General features: G+C 72.0%; 17 protein-coding genes. 7 read left to right on the top strand and 10 right to left on the bottom strand.

The features are described from left to right. Nucleotides 1–105: 105 nt before the first annotated feature. Nucleotides 106–1134: a hypothetical protein gene (locus VF746_11730; protein HEX8693084.1), complete on the bottom strand. Its 1029-nt coding sequence runs from the start codon at nt 1132–1134 to the stop codon at nt 106–108. 42 nt (nt 1135–1176) lie between these two features. Between VF746_11730 and VF746_11725 the strand changes: the two genes are divergently transcribed. The 4 genes from VF746_11725 to VF746_11710 all read left to right on the top strand — a co-directional run bounded on the left by VF746_11725 (nt 1177) and on the right by VF746_11710 (nt 3249). Then, the gene (locus VF746_11725) at nt 1177–1347 is read left to right on the top strand and encodes a hypothetical protein (protein ID HEX8693083.1); all 171 of its coding nucleotides are present in this window, start codon (nt 1177–1179) and stop codon (nt 1345–1347) included. A gap of 254 nt (nt 1348–1601) precedes the next feature. Continuing rightward, nucleotides 1602–1784 (top strand): hypothetical protein, encoded by a 183-nt coding sequence (locus VF746_11720; protein HEX8693082.1) that lies wholly within the window; start codon nt 1602–1604, stop codon nt 1782–1784. 239 nt (nt 1785–2023) lie between these two features. After that, nucleotides 2024–2839: a hypothetical protein gene (locus VF746_11715; protein HEX8693081.1), complete on the top strand. Its 816-nt coding sequence runs from the start codon at nt 2024–2026 to the stop codon at nt 2837–2839. Next, complete coding sequence (locus tag VF746_11710; protein ID HEX8693080.1) at nt 2836–3249, top strand: hypothetical protein; 414 nt, start codon at nt 2836–2838, stop codon at nt 3247–3249. Before VF746_11715 ends, VF746_11710 begins: the two co-directional genes overlap by 4 nt. 80 nt (nt 3250–3329) lie before the next feature. Here VF746_11710 and VF746_11705 read toward each other — a convergent pair whose 3' ends face one another. From VF746_11705 to VF746_11675, 7 genes are all read right to left on the bottom strand, one after another. After that, on the bottom strand, nt 3330–3767 hold the full coding sequence (locus VF746_11705; protein ID HEX8693079.1) for a hypothetical protein: 438 nt from the start codon (nt 3765–3767) through the stop codon (nt 3330–3332). A gap of 99 nt (nt 3768–3866) precedes the next feature. Then, nucleotides 3867–4103, bottom strand: coding sequence for a helix-turn-helix transcriptional regulator (locus tag VF746_11700; GenBank protein ID HEX8693078.1), 237 nt, complete (start codon nt 4101–4103; stop codon nt 3867–3869). 2 nt (nt 4104–4105) lie between these two features. Beyond that, the gene (locus VF746_11695) at nt 4106–4579 is read right to left on the bottom strand and encodes a DUF2975 domain-containing protein (protein HEX8693077.1); all 474 of its coding nucleotides are present in this window, start codon (nt 4577–4579) and stop codon (nt 4106–4108) included. Nucleotides 4580–4873: 294 nt separating this feature from the next. Then, complete coding sequence (locus VF746_11690) at nt 4874–6424, bottom strand: hypothetical protein (GenBank protein ID HEX8693076.1); 1551 nt, start codon at nt 6422–6424, stop codon at nt 4874–4876. Between the two features lie 294 nt (nt 6425–6718). Beyond that, nucleotides 6719–8068 carry a hypothetical protein gene (locus VF746_11685; protein ID HEX8693075.1) on the bottom strand — a complete coding sequence of 450 codons (1350 nt, stop codon included), beginning with the start codon at nt 8066–8068 and terminating at the stop codon, nt 6719–6721. 433 nt (nt 8069–8501) lie between these two features. Then, nucleotides 8502–9572 (bottom strand): hypothetical protein, encoded by a 1071-nt coding sequence (locus VF746_11680; protein ID HEX8693074.1) that lies wholly within the window; start codon nt 9570–9572, stop codon nt 8502–8504. Nucleotides 9573–9659: 87 nt separating this feature from the next. Then, a complete protein-coding gene (locus tag VF746_11675) occupies nt 9660–10208 on the bottom strand; it encodes a GNAT family N-acetyltransferase (GenBank protein ID HEX8693073.1) in 549 nt (182 codons plus the stop codon). Between the two features lie 408 nt (nt 10209–10616). On the opposite strand from VF746_11675, the gene VF746_11670 reads away from it, so the two are divergent. From VF746_11670 to VF746_11660, 3 genes are all read left to right on the top strand, one after another. Beyond that, nucleotides 10617–11249 carry a hemolysin III family protein gene (locus VF746_11670; GenBank protein HEX8693072.1) on the top strand — a complete coding sequence of 211 codons (633 nt, stop codon included), beginning with the start codon at nt 10617–10619 and terminating at the stop codon, nt 11247–11249. A 46-nt stretch (nt 11250–11295) separates the two neighbouring features. Further along, entirely contained in the window at nt 11296–12003 is a 708-nt protein-coding gene (locus VF746_11665; protein ID HEX8693071.1) for a hypothetical protein, read from the top strand. A gap of 162 nt (nt 12004–12165) precedes the next feature. Next, the gene (locus VF746_11660) at nt 12166–13095 is read left to right on the top strand and encodes a hypothetical protein (GenBank protein ID HEX8693070.1); all 930 of its coding nucleotides are present in this window, start codon (nt 12166–12168) and stop codon (nt 13093–13095) included. 380 nt (nt 13096–13475) lie between these two features. Here the strand turns inward: VF746_11660 and VF746_11655 are convergent, their stop codons facing one another. Then, entirely contained in the window at nt 13476–17108 is a 3633-nt protein-coding gene (locus VF746_11655) for a M1 family aminopeptidase (GenBank protein HEX8693069.1), read from the bottom strand. Beyond that, nucleotides 17105–18016 (bottom strand): ABC transporter ATP-binding protein, encoded by a 912-nt coding sequence (locus VF746_11650; GenBank protein HEX8693068.1) that lies wholly within the window; start codon nt 18014–18016, stop codon nt 17105–17107. Before VF746_11650 ends, VF746_11655 begins: the two co-directional genes overlap by 4 nt. Nucleotides 18017–18281: the final 265 nt, after the last annotated feature.

The following is an 18281-nucleotide window of genomic DNA, read 5'->3' as shown; positions in this document are numbered from 1 at the left end:
TCGCGCCGCTCCGGCGCAGTGCCATCCACGCGCGCGGCCCCGGGCGGATTCCGCCCGGGGCCGCTCCCGGTTGTGGGTGGTCGGTTGGACTTCAGGCCCGGCGCACTACGCGGGGAAGTCGATGATCCACTGGCGGAGCACGGTGTTCATCGTGGCCCGCAGGGTGGTGCTGTCGCGCACGTTCTTCTCCGTCTCGATGCTCATCCAGCGGCCGAAGCCGAAGGAGTTGTTGGAGTGCTGGCCCTGCGGGTTGACGGTGGCGCCCAGCTCGTCGTACCCCGCGTCGCGGTTGAACAGCCCGGAGACGAACCCGTTGTTCACCAGCCGCGTGCGCAGCGTGGTGTCGGCGGCCGTGTACGTCTGCGCCGCGTCGTTGAGGAAGCGCCCGCCGTTGCTCAGCACGTGGTCCACGCCGGACGGCAGGGTGTGCTTCGACGCGACGAACCCGTGGATGGACAGGGTCCGCACGTTGGCCGCGGCCACGCGGGTGTACATCTGGTGGAAGACGCTGTTGGTCACCCGCGCCATGTCGGACTGCTGCGCCGGGTCCAGGTGGTTGGCGTCGCGCTCGGCGCCGGCCACGAACAGCCAGCGGCAGCGGCAGCGCTGGTACAGGTCGGCCGCCATGTCCTCGGTGTTCAGGTCGCTGATCGGGTGGTTGGCGTGGATGTCGGCCCGGCGCGCCGTGGGCGACGGGTTGTAGACGTACGTCCCCCACCCGCGCGGCACGTCGGCGCCGCCGGCGGGCGCCCGCTCGCGGAACACCACCAGCGAGTCGCCGGTGACCGCCTCGCGGATGGAGTAGACGTCGTAGCCGTACTGGGCGAGCAGCGCGTCGGCGCCGGCCACGCGGCCCGCCAGCACGGAGTCGACGGCCGCGCGGAAGTGGTTGGTCTGCGTGGTGGTCGGGACGTCGTACGCGCTGGTCGAGTCCGCGATGATGGTGTTGTCGACGGTGTCGATCAGGGCGACCACGTTCACCGACGGCAGCGCCGCGATCGAGATCGTGGTGCGGGGGACCGTGTCCCCGGGCAGGGGCCGGGCCGCGGAATCGGTGATCTGGTCGTTACATGCGCCGGTGGCGAGGAGCGCGGCGAGGACGGCGCCGCCGCGCAGGAAGGCGTGCAGGTTCATCGGAGTTTCCCCTTCGATCTATTCGAAACGTGCGGCGCCCCCATGGCGCCGCGGCCGCCCGGTGCGGTCACGGGCGGTCGTCGCCGCGTCTGGCAAGGCCGGTTCCGCGCGCCGGATGGCGTCCCCGCCCGCCAGGCGTTTGCGGCGATCGTCCCCGCGGCGTCGGCGAATGCGGGCGGACTGGAGATGAAGATCGGCGTCTACCGGGAGTGAGTTCGCAGGCCGCTTCCTGGGGCGTACCGGTCCAGGAGGGGCAGAGATGCCTCACGGCGGGTGGGACACCGAATTCCATCGACGGCGGTTTTGTCCCCAATGCAGCTTGCGTCGTGGCGGGGGCGTACCGACGTGGCCTCGCCCGGCCGGGGAACGCGTATCCACCGCTTGAATTGATTGACAGGATCCGCGTCGTCCGGGTACGCTTGTCACGTGTCATCCTCGCTCTGACCATCCCCTCAGGAGAAGCCGCGATGCGCCTCGATCCCGAAAGCCTGGACGTGCAGTCGTTCCCCACCACCCCGCTCGCGTCGACGCAGGTGCCGGCCGACACGGGGCCGGCCGGTCCGGCTTCGATCTGCGCCGAGTGCGGAGGGTCGCAGGACTGCGGCGGATCGGGCAGCCCCTTCGTCTGTCCGGCGCAGCCCGGGTACTGACGCGGGCGTCCGCTCGCTCCGGCGGCCGGGCTCCGGTCCCGGCCGCGCGGAGAGCGCCGAAGGGCGGGGCGGCAGCTCCGCCCTTCGTCTTTCGGCCGCGCTCTCCCACGGCCGGCACTGGGACACGAGCCTTGTGCCGGAGAGGCGGAAGCCCTATCCCTGAAGGGCGCGTCCCTCCGCCGGCCTCTCTCTCCATCCCACCGCGCGCCGCGAAGATCGTCGACCCGGGAGACTTTCCCTTGCGAAACAAGCTCTTGCTGGCCGTGCTGCCCCTGCTGGGCGCCACCGCCGCGGGCGCGGCGGGGCAGGCGCCGCGCACGCGCGCCGAGATCGTGGCGGGCCCGCGCGACGTCCGCGAGGTGTTCCTGGCGCTCCCGCTCCCCGCCCCCCGCCCGGGCGCGGACCCGCTCGCGGGAGTGAGGGCTCGCCTGGGCACCTTCGAGCAGAGGAACGCGGAGGTGGAGCGCGCGCTCCGCGGCCCGTCGGAGGCCGTGGTGGACACGCGCAACGGCTACCTGCGGCTGTTCTTCCCGAGCGACGTCGACGAGGCGTACGGGGTGGACCTGGTGCTCACCTACTTCGTCCAGGGCAACGGCGACCGGCTGGTGGTGCTGCACGCGGAAGACTTCGACGAGTCGGCCGGCTCCACGCGGGGCGACTGGTTCTGGACCCTCTCCGGCGGGCGCTTCACCCCCCGCCAGGCGCGCGACGTGCTCCCGGCCGTCACCTACGCGGACTTCTGGGGCGACCACCCGCTCCCCAGGGGCATCGGCCCGCGCTTCTTCCTGGACCTGGGCGCGTACTCGATCGAGTGGCCGCGGGAGGGGACGACGGCGACCTTCCACGTCTTCACGTCGGCCCTCCCCGAGGACCGCGAGGAGGAGCTGCGGGAGCTCTTCACGGCGCGGAAGTTCACCGAGATGGAGCTGGTGTGGGACCGGCGGAGCGGGCGCTTCACCAAGGGGGCGAAGGTGCCCTACTCGGGCGAGGAAGAGTGCGAGGTCGACCACGAGCTCGAAATAGTGGCCCCGCCGGATGCGCGCGTGGTCAGATGACGCTGCGCTCCCTCGCCGCGGCGGCGCTCGCGCTCGCGCTGGCCGCGTGTCCGCGTCCCTACCCGTCCACGCAGCCGCGGGTGCCCGCGCGGCTGGGGGAAGAGGTCGCGCTGGCGCCGGGGCAGACGGCGGGCGTGGAGGGCGAGCGGCTCGCCGTCTCCTTCCTGCGCGTGGCCGAGGACTCGCGCTGCCCGCAGGGGGTGCAGTGCGTGCGCGCCGGCGAGGCGAAGGTGGAGCTGGAGCTGCGCGTGGACGACCGCGTGGAGGGCGTGGTCCTCGCCACGCCGGTGGAGCCGCGCTCGGCCGCGCTCGGCCCGTACCGCGTCCACCTGGTGCGGCTGGACCCGCTGCCGACGCGTGAGGGGCCGCCGGAGCGCTACACGGCCACGCTGCGGATTGAGAAGCCGTGACCGGGGCGTCGGAGAACCTGCGTACGTGATCCAGCCGGGGTGGACGGGTCGGCGATCCGCCGGTTCAGGATCCGCGCAGGTCACGCGGGCCGGGGCCTCTCCGCCGCGACGCGCGCGACGCCCCTCCAGGGGTCGCTCGGCGCCCTGACGTAGTGCTTCAGCACGTACGGCCAGGGGATGACGACCAGGAACACCACGCCCATCAGGCACTCTTTCATCGTCTCCGCCGTACCCGCGCCCAGCTGGCCGGACGACCAGAGCGGGAGCCCGATCGCCAGCACCCAGACGGACTTCCACACCAGCTCGAAGAAGAGCAGCGGCAGCATCTTGAGCGGGTAGCGGATCCCCAGGAGCGCCAGCAGGGAGACCGCCGCCAGCACGCTCCACACCACGCCCCGCATGTGCTCCGGGATCTCCCCGCTCAGCAGGAGCGGCCAGATCGTGAGCCCGAGCCCCACGACCATGAGCAGGTACGTGCCTCTCAGCAGGTACAGCCGAAGAGTGGATACTTCCTGCACGGTGCACTCCTTCCCCCCGGGCTCCCGCCCGGGCGATGCGATCAAAAGGTGAATGTGCGCTCCTGATCGGCTGACGGCCGCCGGGCGCCGCGCCGCACGTCACTCCTCCCCGGTCTCCACGGCCCCGGACGGCCCCGGCACGAACTCCAGCAGGTCCCCCGGCTGGCACCGCAGTGCCTCGCAGATGGCCTCCAGCGTGGAGAAGCGGACCGCGCGCGCCTTGCCGGTCTTCAAGATCGAGAGGTTCGCCAGGGTGATCCCGACCCGGTCGGACAGCTCCGTCAGGGTCATCCGGCGCGCGTAGAGGACGTCGTCGAGCTTGACGATGATCGGCATGGTCAAACCGTCCCCTCCAGCTCCTCGCGCATCCGGGCGCCCTCCTCGAAGACGCGCGCGAGCACGAAGAGGAGCAGCACGGCGAGCCAGCGCGTGAGCGACGGCGCCCAGCCGATGTCCAGCGCCTGGCCCCGGGAGGAGGCGGCGGCCGCGACGGCGGCCACGACCAGGTGCAGCACCTCCAGCCCCAGCACCGCCCAGGCGATCGTCCGCAGCCGCATCGCGTTGCCGGGCGCGAACGCGTCGCCGGCGCGGACCGTCTCGACGATCGCCGCCAGGCGGGTGAGGACGACGTGGACGAGCGGGACCGCGGCGATGCCCAGGAGCGCGACGAGACGCATTCCCAGGATCAGCGCCTGGCGGCCCTCGCCCGGGCGGACGCCGAGGGCGGTCATGACCCAGGACTCGGCCAGCAGGCTGGCCACCAGCAGCGCCAGGATCAGGAAGCCTGCCGCCAGGTTCAGGGCGATCAGCACGCGGAGCACCCTCCGCGTCAGTACCAGAGCCCCTGCCTGTGATCTCGACATCGGTCTATCTCGAAGCTGGCCCGTGTAGTTCCGTCACCTTATTGATAATCGATAATAGGCATATCGAATCTCGTCAAGTGAGGTGAGTCGTGTCACGCCGCACCGTTTGGGTCGTGGGCGCTGCACGGCCACACTGCGGATCGAGAAGCCCTGACCGGCTCGCACGGGAAGGAGGCCGGGAAACAAGAAGGCGCCGCGGTGGACCTCGCCGCGGCGCCTCTGCGTGTCTGGAAGACCTGCCGCTCAGCGCGGCATCTGCGACCAGCGCTCCTCGAAGCGGGCGAAGGCGCGCTCCAGGTCGACCTGCAGGCGGGCCTTGGGGCTGCGCGCGGCCAGCTCGCGGCAGCGGGGCGCGTCCAGGCCGCCCGCGCACGAGGCCACGGGGACGAAGCGGCGCGGGTCGATCCACAGGCTCTCGCCGCCCACGAAGGAGTGCTGCAGGGAGTTGCGCGCCATCGCCTTCAGGGTGCGGTAGTCCAGCCCCTGCTCGCGCGCGGCCTTCAGGTACTCCAGGGTCATCTCCGAGCGCGCCACCCCCTCGTCGTCGGTGGCCAGCGCCACGGGGACGCCCGCCGCCAGGTAGGCCGAGAGCGGGTGGTCGGCGCCGCGCACCCCCAGGATCGCGTCGTTGCTGGTGAGCGCGATCTCCACCATCACCCCGCGCTCGGCCATGCGGCGCAGCAGCTCGGTGGCCCCGTCCTCGTGCATCACGTCCACCCCGTGGCCGATGCGGCTGGCGTGGCCCACCTCCACCGACTCGCGGATGTGGAAGCGCAGGCCCTCGGGCGGGACCAGCCCCGGCGCCAGCTCGCCCGCGTGCAGCGAGATGCGCACGTTCGGGTAGAGCCGGTGCAGGTGGTCGATCATGCGCATGTGCAGCGAGAAGTCGCCCATGGCCAGGGGATTGTCCTCGGGCTGCACCAGGTTGAAGCCCACCACGCGCGGGTCGGCGGTGGCCATCTCGAAGCCCATCAGGATCTGCGCGAACACCTGCTCGCGCGGCCGGGCGCGGGCCACCTGGTACAGCCAGCGCACGGTGACGCCGCACCCGGGGCCGGGCCGCGCCGTGCCGCACCCCAGCACGGTGTCGCGCCGCGCCTCCACGCTGTCCAGCCGCGCCCGCGCCCGGGCGACGATGCCGCGCAGCCCGGCCGCGAGCAGCGCCTCGCGCATGCGGTCGAAGTCGTCGTTCCAGCCGACCTGGGCGCCCAGGTTGCGGGCGGCGCTGCCGTCGGGGGTGAGCATCAGCTCCAGGTAGCTCACCCGCCCGCCCGCCGCGCGCGAGGCGGCCTCGGCCAGCATGTCGCCAGTGCGGCGGTCGGTGGCGCCGTACCTCCCGAAGGTGTCGAAGAACTGGTCGTGGCCGCTCTTGTCGCGCGCCGGGTTCCAGTTGCGCATCGACCAGGCGTCGACGAGCCGGCCGTACAGCGCGGAATTGGCGACCGCCTGCGCCGCGCGGACCAGGGTGTCGCCCGCGGGCCGGCACGGGGGGCCCACGTAGGTGAGCGCGCGGACGTCGATGCAGGCGCTGTCCTCGGCCGCCCAGCGCAGGAAGCTCTCGGCGTACACGGCGCCGGAGAGGTGGCTGTGCAGGTCGCCGCCCTTGGGCATCTCGCGCAGGAACGCCGTCAGCAGCGGCGGCCGCTCGCGGATGGACTCGAAGTAGCGGGCCGTGCGCTCCTCGGCCGTCTGGGCGGACGCCGCGCCCGTGGCCAGCGCGGAGGCGAGGAGCAGGAGCCCGGCCGCGGCCGCGCGGCGGAGCGGGCCGGCGGGGGGGATGGTCGGCGGGTGCACGATGAAGTCCTCGGATGAAAGGCGGAGGGGGCGAAGACCGGGGGACGGGTTTCGGTTGGGAGGGAAGAATACGCGCCGGGGCGGGGAAGGGCAAAGGAAGAAAACACCTCGGCACTTCGCGACGGGAACGTCGTTCGCGAGGACCCGCGCGTCTCGACCAGCTTCTGCGCCGCGCCGGGGCCCTCACCCGCCGCCTTAGAGCGGCAACCCTCTCCCAGGTCTGGGAGAGGGTGGACTTCACGCGCTCGGTACGTGCCGGCTGTTCCCTGTCCCCTGTCCCCTCTCCCCTGCGGGTCAGTCCACCCGCCGCAGGACCAGGTCGTAGACCTCGCGGCCCAGGCGGTCGGAGAGGCCGGCCAGGAGCTCGCGCGCCAGCTCGCGGTCGATGTCGCCGCGGCGGTCGTCGAGGAACAGCTCGCGCTCGTCGCGCGAGAGGGCCAGGGTGCGCCAGTCGCCCGCGAACGTGGCCCGGCGGAAGCGCGCGCCCCCCTCGGCGGCCACGGTGCCGCGCTCCAGCGTGCGGCCGCCCTGCACGTCGACGAGCGAGTAGGAGACGCGCGCCCAGGTGGTCTGCCGCCCCTCGCGCACGGTGTAGGCGGTGTCGGCGCCGGCCTGGGTGCGCGCGGGGCGGCGCGTGCTGCGCACGTCCGTCTCCAGGCGCGCCACGCTGTCGATCTCGGCCATCACCACCACGGCGGCGCCCAGCGCGCGGCCCAGGCGCTCGGCCTCCCAGCTGGAGGGCACCCGCCGGGGGTCGCCGCGGCGGCGCCACTCGCGCCGCACCTCGCGCGGGTCGACCACCTCCACGAAGCGCGGCGGCCGCATCCACTCCCCGGTCTCCAGCTCGTCCTGCAGGTCCGTCAGGAACCCGCCCGGGAGCCTCCCCTCCTCGGCCGCGGCGGCGAAGACGGGGAGGACGGCCACGCGCAGGGTGCCGCGGCGCAGCGCCTCTTCCTGGACGCGCCGGGCGGCGTCGAGCTGCGCGGGGTCGGCCCCGGCCACCGCCTGGCGGAGCCGCTCCAGGCGGTCGTAGGCGGCGCGGTAGCGGCCCTGCGCCAGGTCGGCCTCGGAGGCGGCGACGGCGGCGTCCACGCGGGCGCGGGCCAGCGACTGGCGCTGCGTCGGCGTGGGCTCCCAGCGCTCCATGGCGCGCGCCAGGGCGCGGTCCGCCTCGTCGGGCTGGGTGCGGGCGGCCGCGGCGGCGCCCTGGACGGCGTGGGCGATGGCGCGGTCGAAGGTGGCCCGGCGGCGCGACGGGTAGTCGGCCGGGGCGTTGAGGGTCACGCCCACGGCCGCGGCGTCGCGGCGGAGGTTGTCGGCGCGCAGGAACGACTCGGCGGCCTCGCCGGGATCGCCCGAGGCCTCGTGCGACTGGGCGTACGCCACGTACTCCTGCACGGCGCGGTCGCCGGTCTCCTGCAGGCGGGCGCGCGCGTCGGCGAGGCGCGGGTCCTTCTCGAGCGCGTCGATGTAGCGCCGGGCGGCGTCGGCGGGGCGGCCGCGCTGCTCCAGCTCCACCCCCTGCTCGTAGCGCTTCCCGGCCGACGCGCAGGCGCCGACCCCGATCATCAGGGCGAGCGCGGCGAGCCCCGCGAGGCGGCGGAGCGGCGTGAAACGACGTGAGGTCGATCGGTCGAAGTGCATGACTGGATTTGGGTTGGGATGTGTTTTCGGGGTCGGTTCTCAGGGGGTTGGGCTCAGGTCGGGCGACTGAAGTCGCGGCAACAACCGCAGGAAGCCTCGCAAACCCCGCGAGGCTGTGGGGGCGAGATCTCTCCGCTTCGCCGCCCCTCCTTATGTCAGCGAGCCTCGGCGAGCAGTCCGCGCAGGCGGACTTTGCGCCGTTGTAGCCCCCGATTTCAATCGGGGCACCCACGCGGACGCCGGGTAGTGCCCGATCCCGCCCGCGGCGAGCATCGGGAAGGGAAGCGGACGGATCGGCGGAGGATGGGGCGGAACGTACGGCGGGCGCCCGCGCCGGGCAAGCTCCGTCGAGATCTCACAGAGGACACGGAGGACGCAGAGAGCTTCTGCCGTTCCTCCGTGTCCTCTGTGTCCTCCGTGTGAGCCTGGCAGTTCAACCGTGCGGCAGGGGAGGGGGGCCCAGGTGCGCCGCGGGGGTGCCCAGGTCGTCGAAGTCGGGCATCCAGGCCACCAGCGCGTAGTTGGGGCGCGTCATGTGGTAGCCGGCCACCAGCTGCGAGTGGTAGTAGTCCAGGTAGAAGTCGAACGGGTCGCTCTCGTCGCCGTCGATCGCCTCCAGGTCCGCCTGCGGCATGAACAGCTTGCCCATGCGCAGCGTCCCGCCGCGGAAGTAGACGTAGTTGCTGGCGGGGACCGCCGGCGCGAGCGGCCCGGCCCCCGGCGCCCCCGCGCTGCCGAAGACCATCACCACCTCCTGCCCCTCGATCCGGGCCGCCGTGAGCAGCCCGGCGATCTTCGGGGGCGGGATGATGACGATGGGGTCCAGGAGCAGGTCGTTGCCGTCCGCCTCCACGCCCCGGGCGCCGCTCAGGTCCACCAGGCTCTCCAGGTCGGACCGCACCGCGCGCAGCAGCCCGAAGCCGTCCACGTCGCAGATCTTCAGCCGCGTGGGGTGGATGCGCACCCTGCCGCCGTCGGCCACGCTCAGCGTGGCCGTCATCTCGAACGGCAGGTCCACCACCTTGTGCAGCACGCCGCGCTGCACGAGCTGGCCGTTCGACACGCTCACCACCAGGTCGCGCAGCGGCGAGCCCGGGTAGCCGAAGACGTAGCGGTTGAGCAGGATCGACAGGTCGCGGCCGGAGATCGCCATCTCGCCGTAGGCCACGTCCAGCCGGATGGCGTTCTTGTCGTCCAGCAGCACCACGTGCTGCCCGCTCAGGTCGTGCATGCGGCCGCGGAGCTGGCGGATGCGCAGGCGCACGTCGTCGTCCACGTGCAGGGCCACGTTGCGCATCGAGGCTTCCGTGATCGTGTCGGAGGCGGCGGGCCGGGCCGCGTCGGGGGTGGGGATGACGAGCGCGGAGGGAAGGGGCGCGCGGTGGGGCGGCCCCAGGTCGAGCCGCGACCGCGAGCAGCAGCCCACGAGCAGCCCGGACATGACGAGGGCCGCGCCCAGGGCGGCCCACTTCCACCACGACGGTCGGGGACGGATGCGCTCCATCGGCTGTCTCCGCATGCCGGTGCGGGGAGGCATACCACGGGGATCTGTCCTGCGAACGCGCAGCGGGGCACAATCCGGACCGCGCGCTCAGCCCGCTCCGTCCGCGGGCGCCAGCCTCTCCCACTCCTCGCGCGTGATGCGGTAGACGCGCACGCGGTACTGCTTGAAGTCGGCCATCTTCCAGAGCGTCATCCCGTTGCGCTCGGCCACGCGGATCGAGCGCTCGTTCTCGGGGAGGATGAGCGAGATCACGTGCGGCACGCCGAGGTTGCGGAACGCCCAGTCGCGGCAGGCGCGGGCGGCCTCCAGCGCGTAGCCGCGGCCCCAGAACGGCCGGCCGAGCGCGTAGCCCACCTCCACCTCGCGCTCGCCGTCGATCTCCTGCGCCAGCAGCCCCACGCGCCCCAGCAGCGCGCCGTCGGCCTTGCGGACGGTGGCCCACAGCCCGAAGCCGTGCTCGCGGTAGTACGCCGGCCAGCGCTCGCGCGCCGCCGCCATGAACTCCTCGAACGGCGCCGGCGGGCCGCCGATGAAGCGGTGCACCTCCGGCTCCTGGTAGAGCTCGAAGAGCCCGGCGTGGTCCTCGTCGGTCAGCTCGCGCAGGACCAGCCGCCCGGTCTCGATGATGGTCGTCATCGCCTCGGATCCGGTGAAGAACCTCGATCCACTCCCCGACGATCCTGAGAGTTTTGCCAGACCTTCAACCGCGATGTCATCCTGAGGGCGCATGCGCAGAAGCCGTTGTCACACCAACACTCGTGCGCCCGAAGGATCCATGGGCAGACTTGCACGGAGGCCGGCATCAGCGCGAGGCGACCCATAGATCCTTCGGAAGCGTCCCGACCATCCGCGCCGAGAGAAAGGATGGCGCGACGCTTCCCCAGGATGACGATCCTATCCTTATCCCTGGGATAGGGAAGTTCAGCAACCCCGTGTGGGTGAGACGGGGCGGGGCTCGCGTGAGCGGTGCTCAACGGTTACGGTTGATCGTGCGGCCGCGTCCGGCGGCGCGCAAGCCTCCTTCGACCCTGGAGACCGGCCCGCATGGTCCTCCCCCGGCGCCCGCGCGAGGAGCTGGCGAACATGCTCACCCACGCCGTCGGCCTTGTGGCGAGCGCCGCGGCGGCCGCCGTGCTCGTCGTCCTCGCCGCCCTGGGCGGCGACCCGTGGCGGATCGTCGGCACGGCGGTGTTCGGCGCCACGGTGGTGCTGCTGTACACCGCCTCCACGCTCTACCACGCGGCGCGCACCGAGAAGCTCAGGGCACGCTTGCAGGTGTTCGACCACTGCGCCATCTACCTGCTGATCGCGGGCACCTACACCCCGTTCACGCTGGTGGGGCTGCGCGGCGGGTGGGGGTGGAGCCTGTTCGGGGTGATCTGGGGGCTGGCGATGGCGGGCGTGGTGTTCAAGCTCTTCTTCACCGGCCGCTTCCCGCGCGTCTCCATGGCCATCTACCTGGGGATGGGCTGGCTGGTGCTGGTGGCCGCCGGCCCGATGCTGAGCCGGCTCCCCGCCGCGACGCTGGCGTGGCTGGTGGCGGGCGGCGTGGCCTACACCGCGGGGACCGTCTTCTACCTGAGCCGCCGCATCCCGTACGCCCACGCCATCTGGCACCTGTTCGTCCTCGCCGGCAGCGTTTTCCACGCGCTCGCCGTGGCGACGCAGGTGGTCTGAACGGCAGGGGACAGGGGACAGGGTACAGGGAACAGCCGGCAAAACCTTGATCACGCTGATCCCCCGCGACCGCTGCCTGCGGGAGAACCCGGTGCTCGCGCACGAGCTGCGGGCGCTGCAGGCCGCCTTCGACCCGGAGCGCCAGGCCGCACGCTACGGCGGCGAGGCCGACCCCGAGGACGTGGCCTGGTTCGCCGCCGTCCGCGACGACATCCCCGAGACGGATGCGCCGCCGTTCTCGGGTCAGCTCGCGCTGGAGCTCCCGGCGGACGACCTGGACGGGCTCGCCGCCGGGCTGCCGGACGCCGCCGGCCGGCTCCTGGGCGCGCTGGGCGGCGACGCGCTCACGCTGCTGCACTTCAGCCGGAGCGCGCGCTGGCCGTCGCCGCGGCGCTCGCCGCCGCAGCTGGCCGAGGCCGGGAAGCGCCTCCGCGCCTTCGGGGCGGGGAAGGGGTTCAACGGCGGGATCCGCGCGGACCGGGACTCGCTGGCCGAGGTGCTGGTGCCGGTCTTCTGGTACACGCGGCTGGACGCGGGCTACGGCGAGGTCCATTTCGGCTTCGGCGAGGCGCCGGTGGTGGGGACGCTGTGCAAGTACGGCAACCTGCACTGCTCGGTCTACGGCGAGGAGTGGCCGGAGCGCGCGCGCCGGGCGGCCGTCGCCGCGGGGTTCCACGAGCTCGCCGGCACGCACGAATGCAGGGAGCGCTTCGGCGTGGGCGGGAGGATCGAAGGGCGCATGCTGCGGCTGTAGACCGGGACCGCGCGGGCCCTCATCGTCGACCGATCGTTATCAGAAATCGCGGGATCTTCGCCTGAGGAGGTACCTGCCCGTGCGGCGGAAGCGGAAAGATTGCCTTGCCGCGGAATCTCGTTAGCGTAGGGGGTGATGACGGGTCGACAATGGGAGGACTTCATGAGCGTAACCGCCGAGCTGGCCAGCCATCCCTTCGTCGCGGTCGTGGAGCCGACGACCTTCACCGAGACCCCGCACCTCAAGCGCCTCCTGCTGCTGTTCGACCGCCTCGCCGTGAACCTGGGGGAGCAGCGGCTCGGGGTCGTGGAGCGGCGGGCGCTGGAGCTCGCGCGCCGCGACATCGACTGGTTGACCTCGGAGGGATTGCTCACCACCGTGCTCGCGATGGAAGCGGAGCGAGGCGGTGACGCAGAGGACTTCCGCGACAGGCTGAAGGACGCGCGAAGCTCGGCTCGCGCGCCGCTTCCCGGGATGCCGCGGGGGGCGGTCCAGGGCTTCCGCTCGGCACTGACCCTGTCCGGCGTCGACGTTGCTCAAGCGGGGCCGGGCCACCTGCTCCGCCGCACCGCCGCGCACCTGCGCCAGGCCGACGGGCTCGACGCCGTCGCGGTCGCGGAGTCGGCGGAGAGGCTCGGGATCGACCAGAAGGCCGATCGCGACCACGTGATCCGGCTCACGCTGAACACCCTCCCGTTCCCGTCCGACTCGACGCCCTGGGAAGACGTGATGCAGTTCAAGCGGGATCCGGACTCCCGGCGGAAGTTCTTCCGCCTGAAGAACTGGATCAACCGCATGGGCAAGGCCGAGCTGAGCGGATACGAAGTCGTCGACCAGCTCAACGAGCTGCTGTTCGAGTACCAGGCCCACATGGAGTCTCACCGCATCCAGACCACGCGAGGCAGGATCGAGGTCATCGTCACCACCCTCGGGGAGGTCGCGGAGGACCTGGTGAAGCTCAAGTTCGGCAAGCTCGCCAAGCTGCCGTTCGACCTCGCGCGGGGGCGAATCACGCTCCTGCAGGCCGAGCAGGGCGCTCCGGGCAAGGAAGTGGCCTACGTAATCGCCGCGCGGCAGAAATTTTCTGGTTGACCGCGCGGAACCAGGAGCGGACGAGCTTCAGGGCAGGGGGCCGCGGGCGGAAGCATCCGCCGCGGCCCCTCGTACGTTTCCGATCCGCTGCGCGGTGAGGGAGAACGACAACCCCAGGCCACCCGTCGCGCGATCGGCCGGCCGCCAGGAACGCGAAGTAGATCCCTCAGGCGCCGCCGGACTCCGGTGCGGGAGCGGAACCGGTGCAGCGGCGCCTTCGGGATGACATCGTCTGGTCGACGCTGAGAACCGCCGTCCACCCGTCGCGCGAAGCGCCGAAGCCCCTCCCCTGAAGTTCGGGGGAGGGACAGAGGCGCCAGGCGCCAGGGCGGGGGCTTCGGCGGCCGCGCCGGAGCTGGCCGAACGAGCGACGACCCCGCCTACCGTCCCCGCTGCCGCACGTCCGCCACGTTGTCGTCGGGGTGGCGGTCGATGAGCTTGTGGTAGGGGTCGAGCCCCGCGCGCGCCGGCTGCCGGTCGACCACCACGCGGATCTGCCGCGCGCCGGCGGGGACCCAGTGCTTGCGCAGGTACAGGACCGGGCCCTCGTCCTTCTCCTTCCCCCGCGGCGCGGGCCCGAAGACGCCCACGTCCACCAGGTCGCGCATCGGCGCCGGGCGCTCGTTGCCGAGCGAGTCGGCGTAGAGCTTCTGCGCCTCCACGCTGAGCGTCACCTCGTACTTCCCGTCCGGCAGGCGCCGCCAGGTGGCCGCGCGCGCCCGGTTGTCGTAGAGGGTGATTCGCTCGAACAGGTCCCCCAGGAAGTAGCGCAGCGAGTCGGGCGTGGCCGCCCGCAGGTGCCGGTAGAAGTCCAGCGACGTGGGGTAGGGGGGGCCACGGAAGCGCCACTCCTCCAGGAAGGCGCGGATCGCCCCGTTCAGCCGCTCCTCGCCCAGGTAGTCGCGCAGGGCGTACATCGCCACCGAGCCCTTGTTGTAGTGCACGTACCCGAGCCCCTCGTCCAGCAAGAGCGGCGGCTCCTTCTTGCGCTCGATGCTCCGCCCCTGGAAGTAGCGGTCCATCTCGTACTCCAGGAAGCGCCGCATCTGCGCCGCGCCGTACTCCTTCTCCATCACCAGGAACGCCGAGTACTGGGCCAGCGTCTCCGACATCACCGTGGCCCCCTGCGCCTCGGCCCCGATCACCTGGTGCGCCCACCACTGGTGCGCCACCTCGTGGGCCGTGACGTAGAAGGGGAAGTCGATGTCGCTCTCGTCGTCGATCCGCGCGATGAAGCCGATCGACTCCGAGTAGGGGATGGTGTTGGGGAACGCCTGCGCGAAGCGGGCGTAGCGCGGGAACTCCAGGATGCGCACCTGCCGGTGCTGGTACGGCCCGAAGCTGCGGGTGAAGAGGTCCAGCGACTTCTTCACCGCGTCGATCATCCGGTCCACGTTGTACGGGTGGGCGTGGTGGTAGTAGACCTCGATCGCCACGTCCTTCCCGCCGGGACTCCGCCAGCGGTCGCGCTTCACCGTGTAGCGGGCGGAGAGGAACGAGTAGAAGTTCAGGATCGGCGCGTCCATCCTGTAGTGGAAGTACCGCCGGTCCCCCACCCGCCACTCGCGCTGCAGGTACCCCGGCGCCAGCGCGACCTGGTCCGCCGAGGTGCTCAGCGTGGCCTCGAAGTCGATCCAGTCGGCGTCGCGCGAGATGTAGTTGTTGCGCCGCGCGGACGGATCGGTGACCCGCGGCACCCGCTCCTTCGGCTTCAGCCCGTACTTGCGCCGCGTGTCGTCGTCGGAGAGCTCCGCGCCGGCCGCGTAGCCGATGCTTGGAAGCCGCGTGCTGTGGAAGAAGGTGCCGTTCTCCACCACGTAGGTGTTGCTGACCGAGTTCTCGAAGCCGCGCGTCACGTACGCCAGGTCGAAGCGCAGCTTCAGCGAGTCGCCCGGCGCGAGCGGCGCCGCCAGGCGGTAGATCGAGTACTGGCGCTCGCGGTCGTCCAGCACCCGCCGCGCCGGCCGGTCGAAGCCCAGCGAGCGCACCTCCGCCTCGCCGGGGACCATCACGTGCACCGAGTCGATCGGCGCGGCCGTCCGGTTCACCAGGCGCAGCTCGCCGCGCACGCGGAGGTCCTGCCCGGCGGGGAAGATGTCGGCCTGCACGTTCGCCCCGACCACGCGCGGCTGGGGCACGCGCTCGAAGCGCTTGTAGAGCTTCTCGTAGCGGGCCAGCGCGCGCTCCTCGGCCCGCGGCCCCTCGTACTCGTTCAGGACGTTGGTGTTGTAGAAGATGAACCCGCCCAGCCCCGCGATCAGCGCCCCCGCGACGAGCGCGGCCGCCAGCGCCGGGCGGCGGAAGCGCAGCCGCGCCAGGCGCGTGCGCCAGCGGGCGCCCGTCTCCTCGCCGCGCACCCAGAACAGGTTGCTGAGCACCGCCAGCAGCAGCGCCCACGCCGCCCAGTACGCCGAGAACCAGGCGAAGGGCCGCAGGTACGGCCCGAAGCGGTTCATGTCCGAGTACTGGCCGATCGACCCCGAGGCGTACCGGTAGAGGTTGTGCCCCAGCCCGAGCGCCGGGAGGAAGGGCAGCAGCACCACGAACAGGATCACCACCAGGTGGCCCAGGTACTTGTTGTTCACCAGCACGTGCACCAGCATCACCAGCACGCACAGCAGCACGTAGTCCACCAGCTGCACCCCGTACAGCCACTTCAGGTACAGCCCCGGCTCGAAGCGGGTGTACCCGCGCGCCGCCTGCACCATGATCCCCGTCACCAGCACCACCGCCTGCAGCACGGCGATCACCGCCACCAGCGCCGCCAGCTTGGCCAGGAGCGGCACCCAGGTGGGCGTGGGCGTGGCGTCGTGCACCTGGCTCATGCGCGCGTCGCGCTCGCTCCACACCAGCTCGCCCGCGTAGAAGCTGAGGATGATCAGCACGAAGATCCCGAAGGTGTTCCCCAGCACCTCCAGCACCGAGTAGGTCACCGGCCAGGTGGTGGTCCCGTACAGCTTCCCCACCTCGCTGGAGGCGAAGGCCAGGAAGAACGCCGCCGCCGCCACGATCGCCAGGAAGTAGCGGTTCCCCACCACCGCGCGGAAGCTGCGCCGGAAGACCGAGGCGAGCTGCCGGAGCCGGGCCCCCGCGCCGAAGTCGCGCCGGGCGGCCGGGAGCGCCAGCCGCCGGGGCGGCGCGTACGCCTCTTCCACGGCCTTCCTCCGCGAGGCGCGCTCCGGCGCCACGTGGGTGAAGCGGAAGCGCCAGTAGACCAGGGCGAAGACGGCGAGCCCCAGCCCCACCCAGATCAGGCGGTTGGCGACGAAGAGCCCGTCCGGCGGCAGGAGCCGGGCGTTCTTCTCGGCCGGGCTCCAGTAGCGCGTCACGAAGTCGATGGTGCGCGTGAAGAACGGGTCGATGAGCCCCGCCGCGCGGCGGTCGTCGAGGTCCTGCGTGAACGCCCCCGCCAGGATGTAGCCGAACACCAGCACCACCCCGCCGATGTAGTTCGGCAGCATCTGCCGCGTCCGCGCGGCCAGCGCGAAGAAGAGAGCGCCGGTGAAGAGGACGGTGGGGAGCACCACCACCAGGTACGGCTGCAGGTACGCCGCCAGCCGGAACGCCTGGAAGCGCTCCGCGTCGAGCCCCGGGAGCGCGCTGCCCAGCATGAGCCCCAGCGGGATGCTGGCCAGCACCAGCGCCGCCACCAGGAGCGCCCCCGCGAAGCGCCCGCCCAGGTAGGCGAAGCGCGAGATGGGGCTGGTGAAGAAGAGGGGGTGGATGACCGCCTCGTAGTCGCGGTAGACCGAGTTGCCCAGGATCGCCGCGGTCACGATGGTGCCGAAGAGGTTCACGAAGGCGGTGATCTGCGCCAGCGCGTACGGCGAGTTGACCTTGATGTTGCCCCCCGCGCCGCCGAACGAGAGCGCCGCGTCCTCCCACATCCCCCCGCCGATCGCCATCAGCAGCGTGGCCAGGGCGAAGAAGATGGCGAAGTACACCCAGGTGGAGACGCGGCGCAGGTAGTACCGCACCTCGAAGCGCAGCACCTCGCCGAACTTGCCGCTCACGACGCCGCCTCCGCGCCCGCCAGCGACGCCTCCCCGGTGTGCAGCCCCGCCATGGCCGTGAAGTAGACGTCCTCCAGCGACGCCTCCACCGGGTCGAAGCCCGGGTCCGGCCGCTCGGGCGAGAAGACGTGGATCACCGTGCGCCCGGCCAGCAGCCGCGTGGAGATCACCCGGTAGCGGGCCTCGTGGTCGGCCAGCTCGTCCCTGGCGACGATCTTCTTCCACACCTTCCCCTGGATGGATTCGATCGCGCCCAGGGGCTCGGCCTCCAGCAGGATCTGGCCCTGGTTGATGATGGCCATGCGCTGGCAGAGCTCGCTCACGTCCTCGACGATGTGGGTGGAGAGGATGACGACGGCGTTCTCGCCCAGCTCCGACAGCAGGTTGAGGAAGCGCACCCGCTCCGCCGGGTCCAGCCCCGCCGTGGGCTCGTCGACGATGATGAGCCTGGGGTCGCCGAGCAGCGCCACGGCGATGCCGAAGCGCTGCCGCATCCCGCCCGAGAAGCCGCCCAGCTTCTTCCTGCGCGCGTGGTGGAGGTTGGTCTGCTCCAGCAGCGCGCGCACGGTCTCCTTCCGCTCCCGGCGGCCGGTGATCCCCTTGAGCACGGCGAAGTGGTCGAGCAGGTCCTCGGCGGTGACCTTGGGGTAGACGCCGAACTCCTGCGGCAGGTAGCCGAGCGTGCGGCGCACCGCGTCCTTGTCGCGCAGCACGTCGATGTCGCCCAGGGTGATGCTCCCGGAGTCGGCCTCCTGCAGCGTGGCGATGGTGCGCATCAGGGTCGACTTGCCGGCGCCGTTGGGGCCCAGCAGCCCGAACATCCCCGGCGGGATGGTGAGCGAGACGTCCTTGAGCGCCACGGTGCCGTTCGCGTACGTCTTCGACAGGTGCGAGATGCGCAGTTCCATGCGGTTGCCGCGAGTTCGGGGAGGAGCAGGGGCCGGGTCGGGAGACGCGCAGTGTACGCTCCCGCCCCCGGCGATGTTTCGCGCGCGGGGTGGGGGACGGACGCGCCTCGAACCCAAACCGTAGGGGCGAGGCATGCCTCGACCGCCCCAAGGTCGCCCGCGCGAGGAGGTTGGGAAAGGGGCGCGACGCCGGCTCCTCGTGATGGCCCGTGGCCATCCGGGCGAGGCATGCCTCGCCCCTACGAGAGAACGTCGTCATGATTAG

It is taken from the genome of Longimicrobium sp. (assembly GCA_036389795.1).
In the GTDB taxonomy this organism is placed as follows: Bacteria; Gemmatimonadota; Gemmatimonadetes; order Longimicrobiales; family Longimicrobiaceae; genus Longimicrobium.
The sequence above is the reverse complement of the archived record's forward strand: the minus strand, read 5'-3'. Positions and strand labels throughout refer to the sequence as shown.

Excerpts from the sequence above, each read along its gene's own strand:
- VF746_11730 (HEX8693084.1), bottom strand. The coding sequence starts at position 1,134 with ATGAACCTGCACGCCTTCCTGCGCGGCGGCGCCGTCCTCGCCGCGCTC.
- VF746_11725 (HEX8693083.1), top strand. The coding sequence starts at position 1,177 with ATGGCGCCGCGGCCGCCCGGTGCGGTCACGGGCGGTCGTCGCCGCGTC.
- VF746_11720 (HEX8693082.1), top strand. The coding sequence starts at position 1,602 with ATGCGCCTCGATCCCGAAAGCCTGGACGTGCAGTCGTTCCCCACCACC.
- VF746_11710 (HEX8693080.1), top strand. The coding sequence starts at position 2,836 with ATGACGCTGCGCTCCCTCGCCGCGGCGGCGCTCGCGCTCGCGCTGGCC.
- VF746_11700 (HEX8693078.1), bottom strand. The coding sequence starts at position 4,103 with ATGCCGATCATCGTCAAGCTCGACGACGTCCTCTACGCGCGCCGGATG.
- VF746_11685 (HEX8693075.1), bottom strand. The coding sequence starts at position 8,068 with ATGCACTTCGACCGATCGACCTCACGTCGTTTCACGCCGCTCCGCCGC.
- VF746_11680 (HEX8693074.1), bottom strand. The coding sequence starts at position 9,572 with ATGGAGCGCATCCGTCCCCGACCGTCGTGGTGGAAGTGGGCCGCCCTG.
- VF746_11675 (HEX8693073.1), bottom strand. The coding sequence starts at position 10,208 with ATGACGACCATCATCGAGACCGGGCGGCTGGTCCTGCGCGAGCTGACC.
- VF746_11670 (HEX8693072.1), top strand. The coding sequence starts at position 10,617 with ATGGTCCTCCCCCGGCGCCCGCGCGAGGAGCTGGCGAACATGCTCACC.
- VF746_11660 (HEX8693070.1), top strand. The coding sequence starts at position 12,166 with ATGAGCGTAACCGCCGAGCTGGCCAGCCATCCCTTCGTCGCGGTCGTG.
- VF746_11650 (HEX8693068.1), bottom strand. The coding sequence starts at position 18,016 with ATGGAACTGCGCATCTCGCACCTGTCGAAGACGTACGCGAACGGCACC.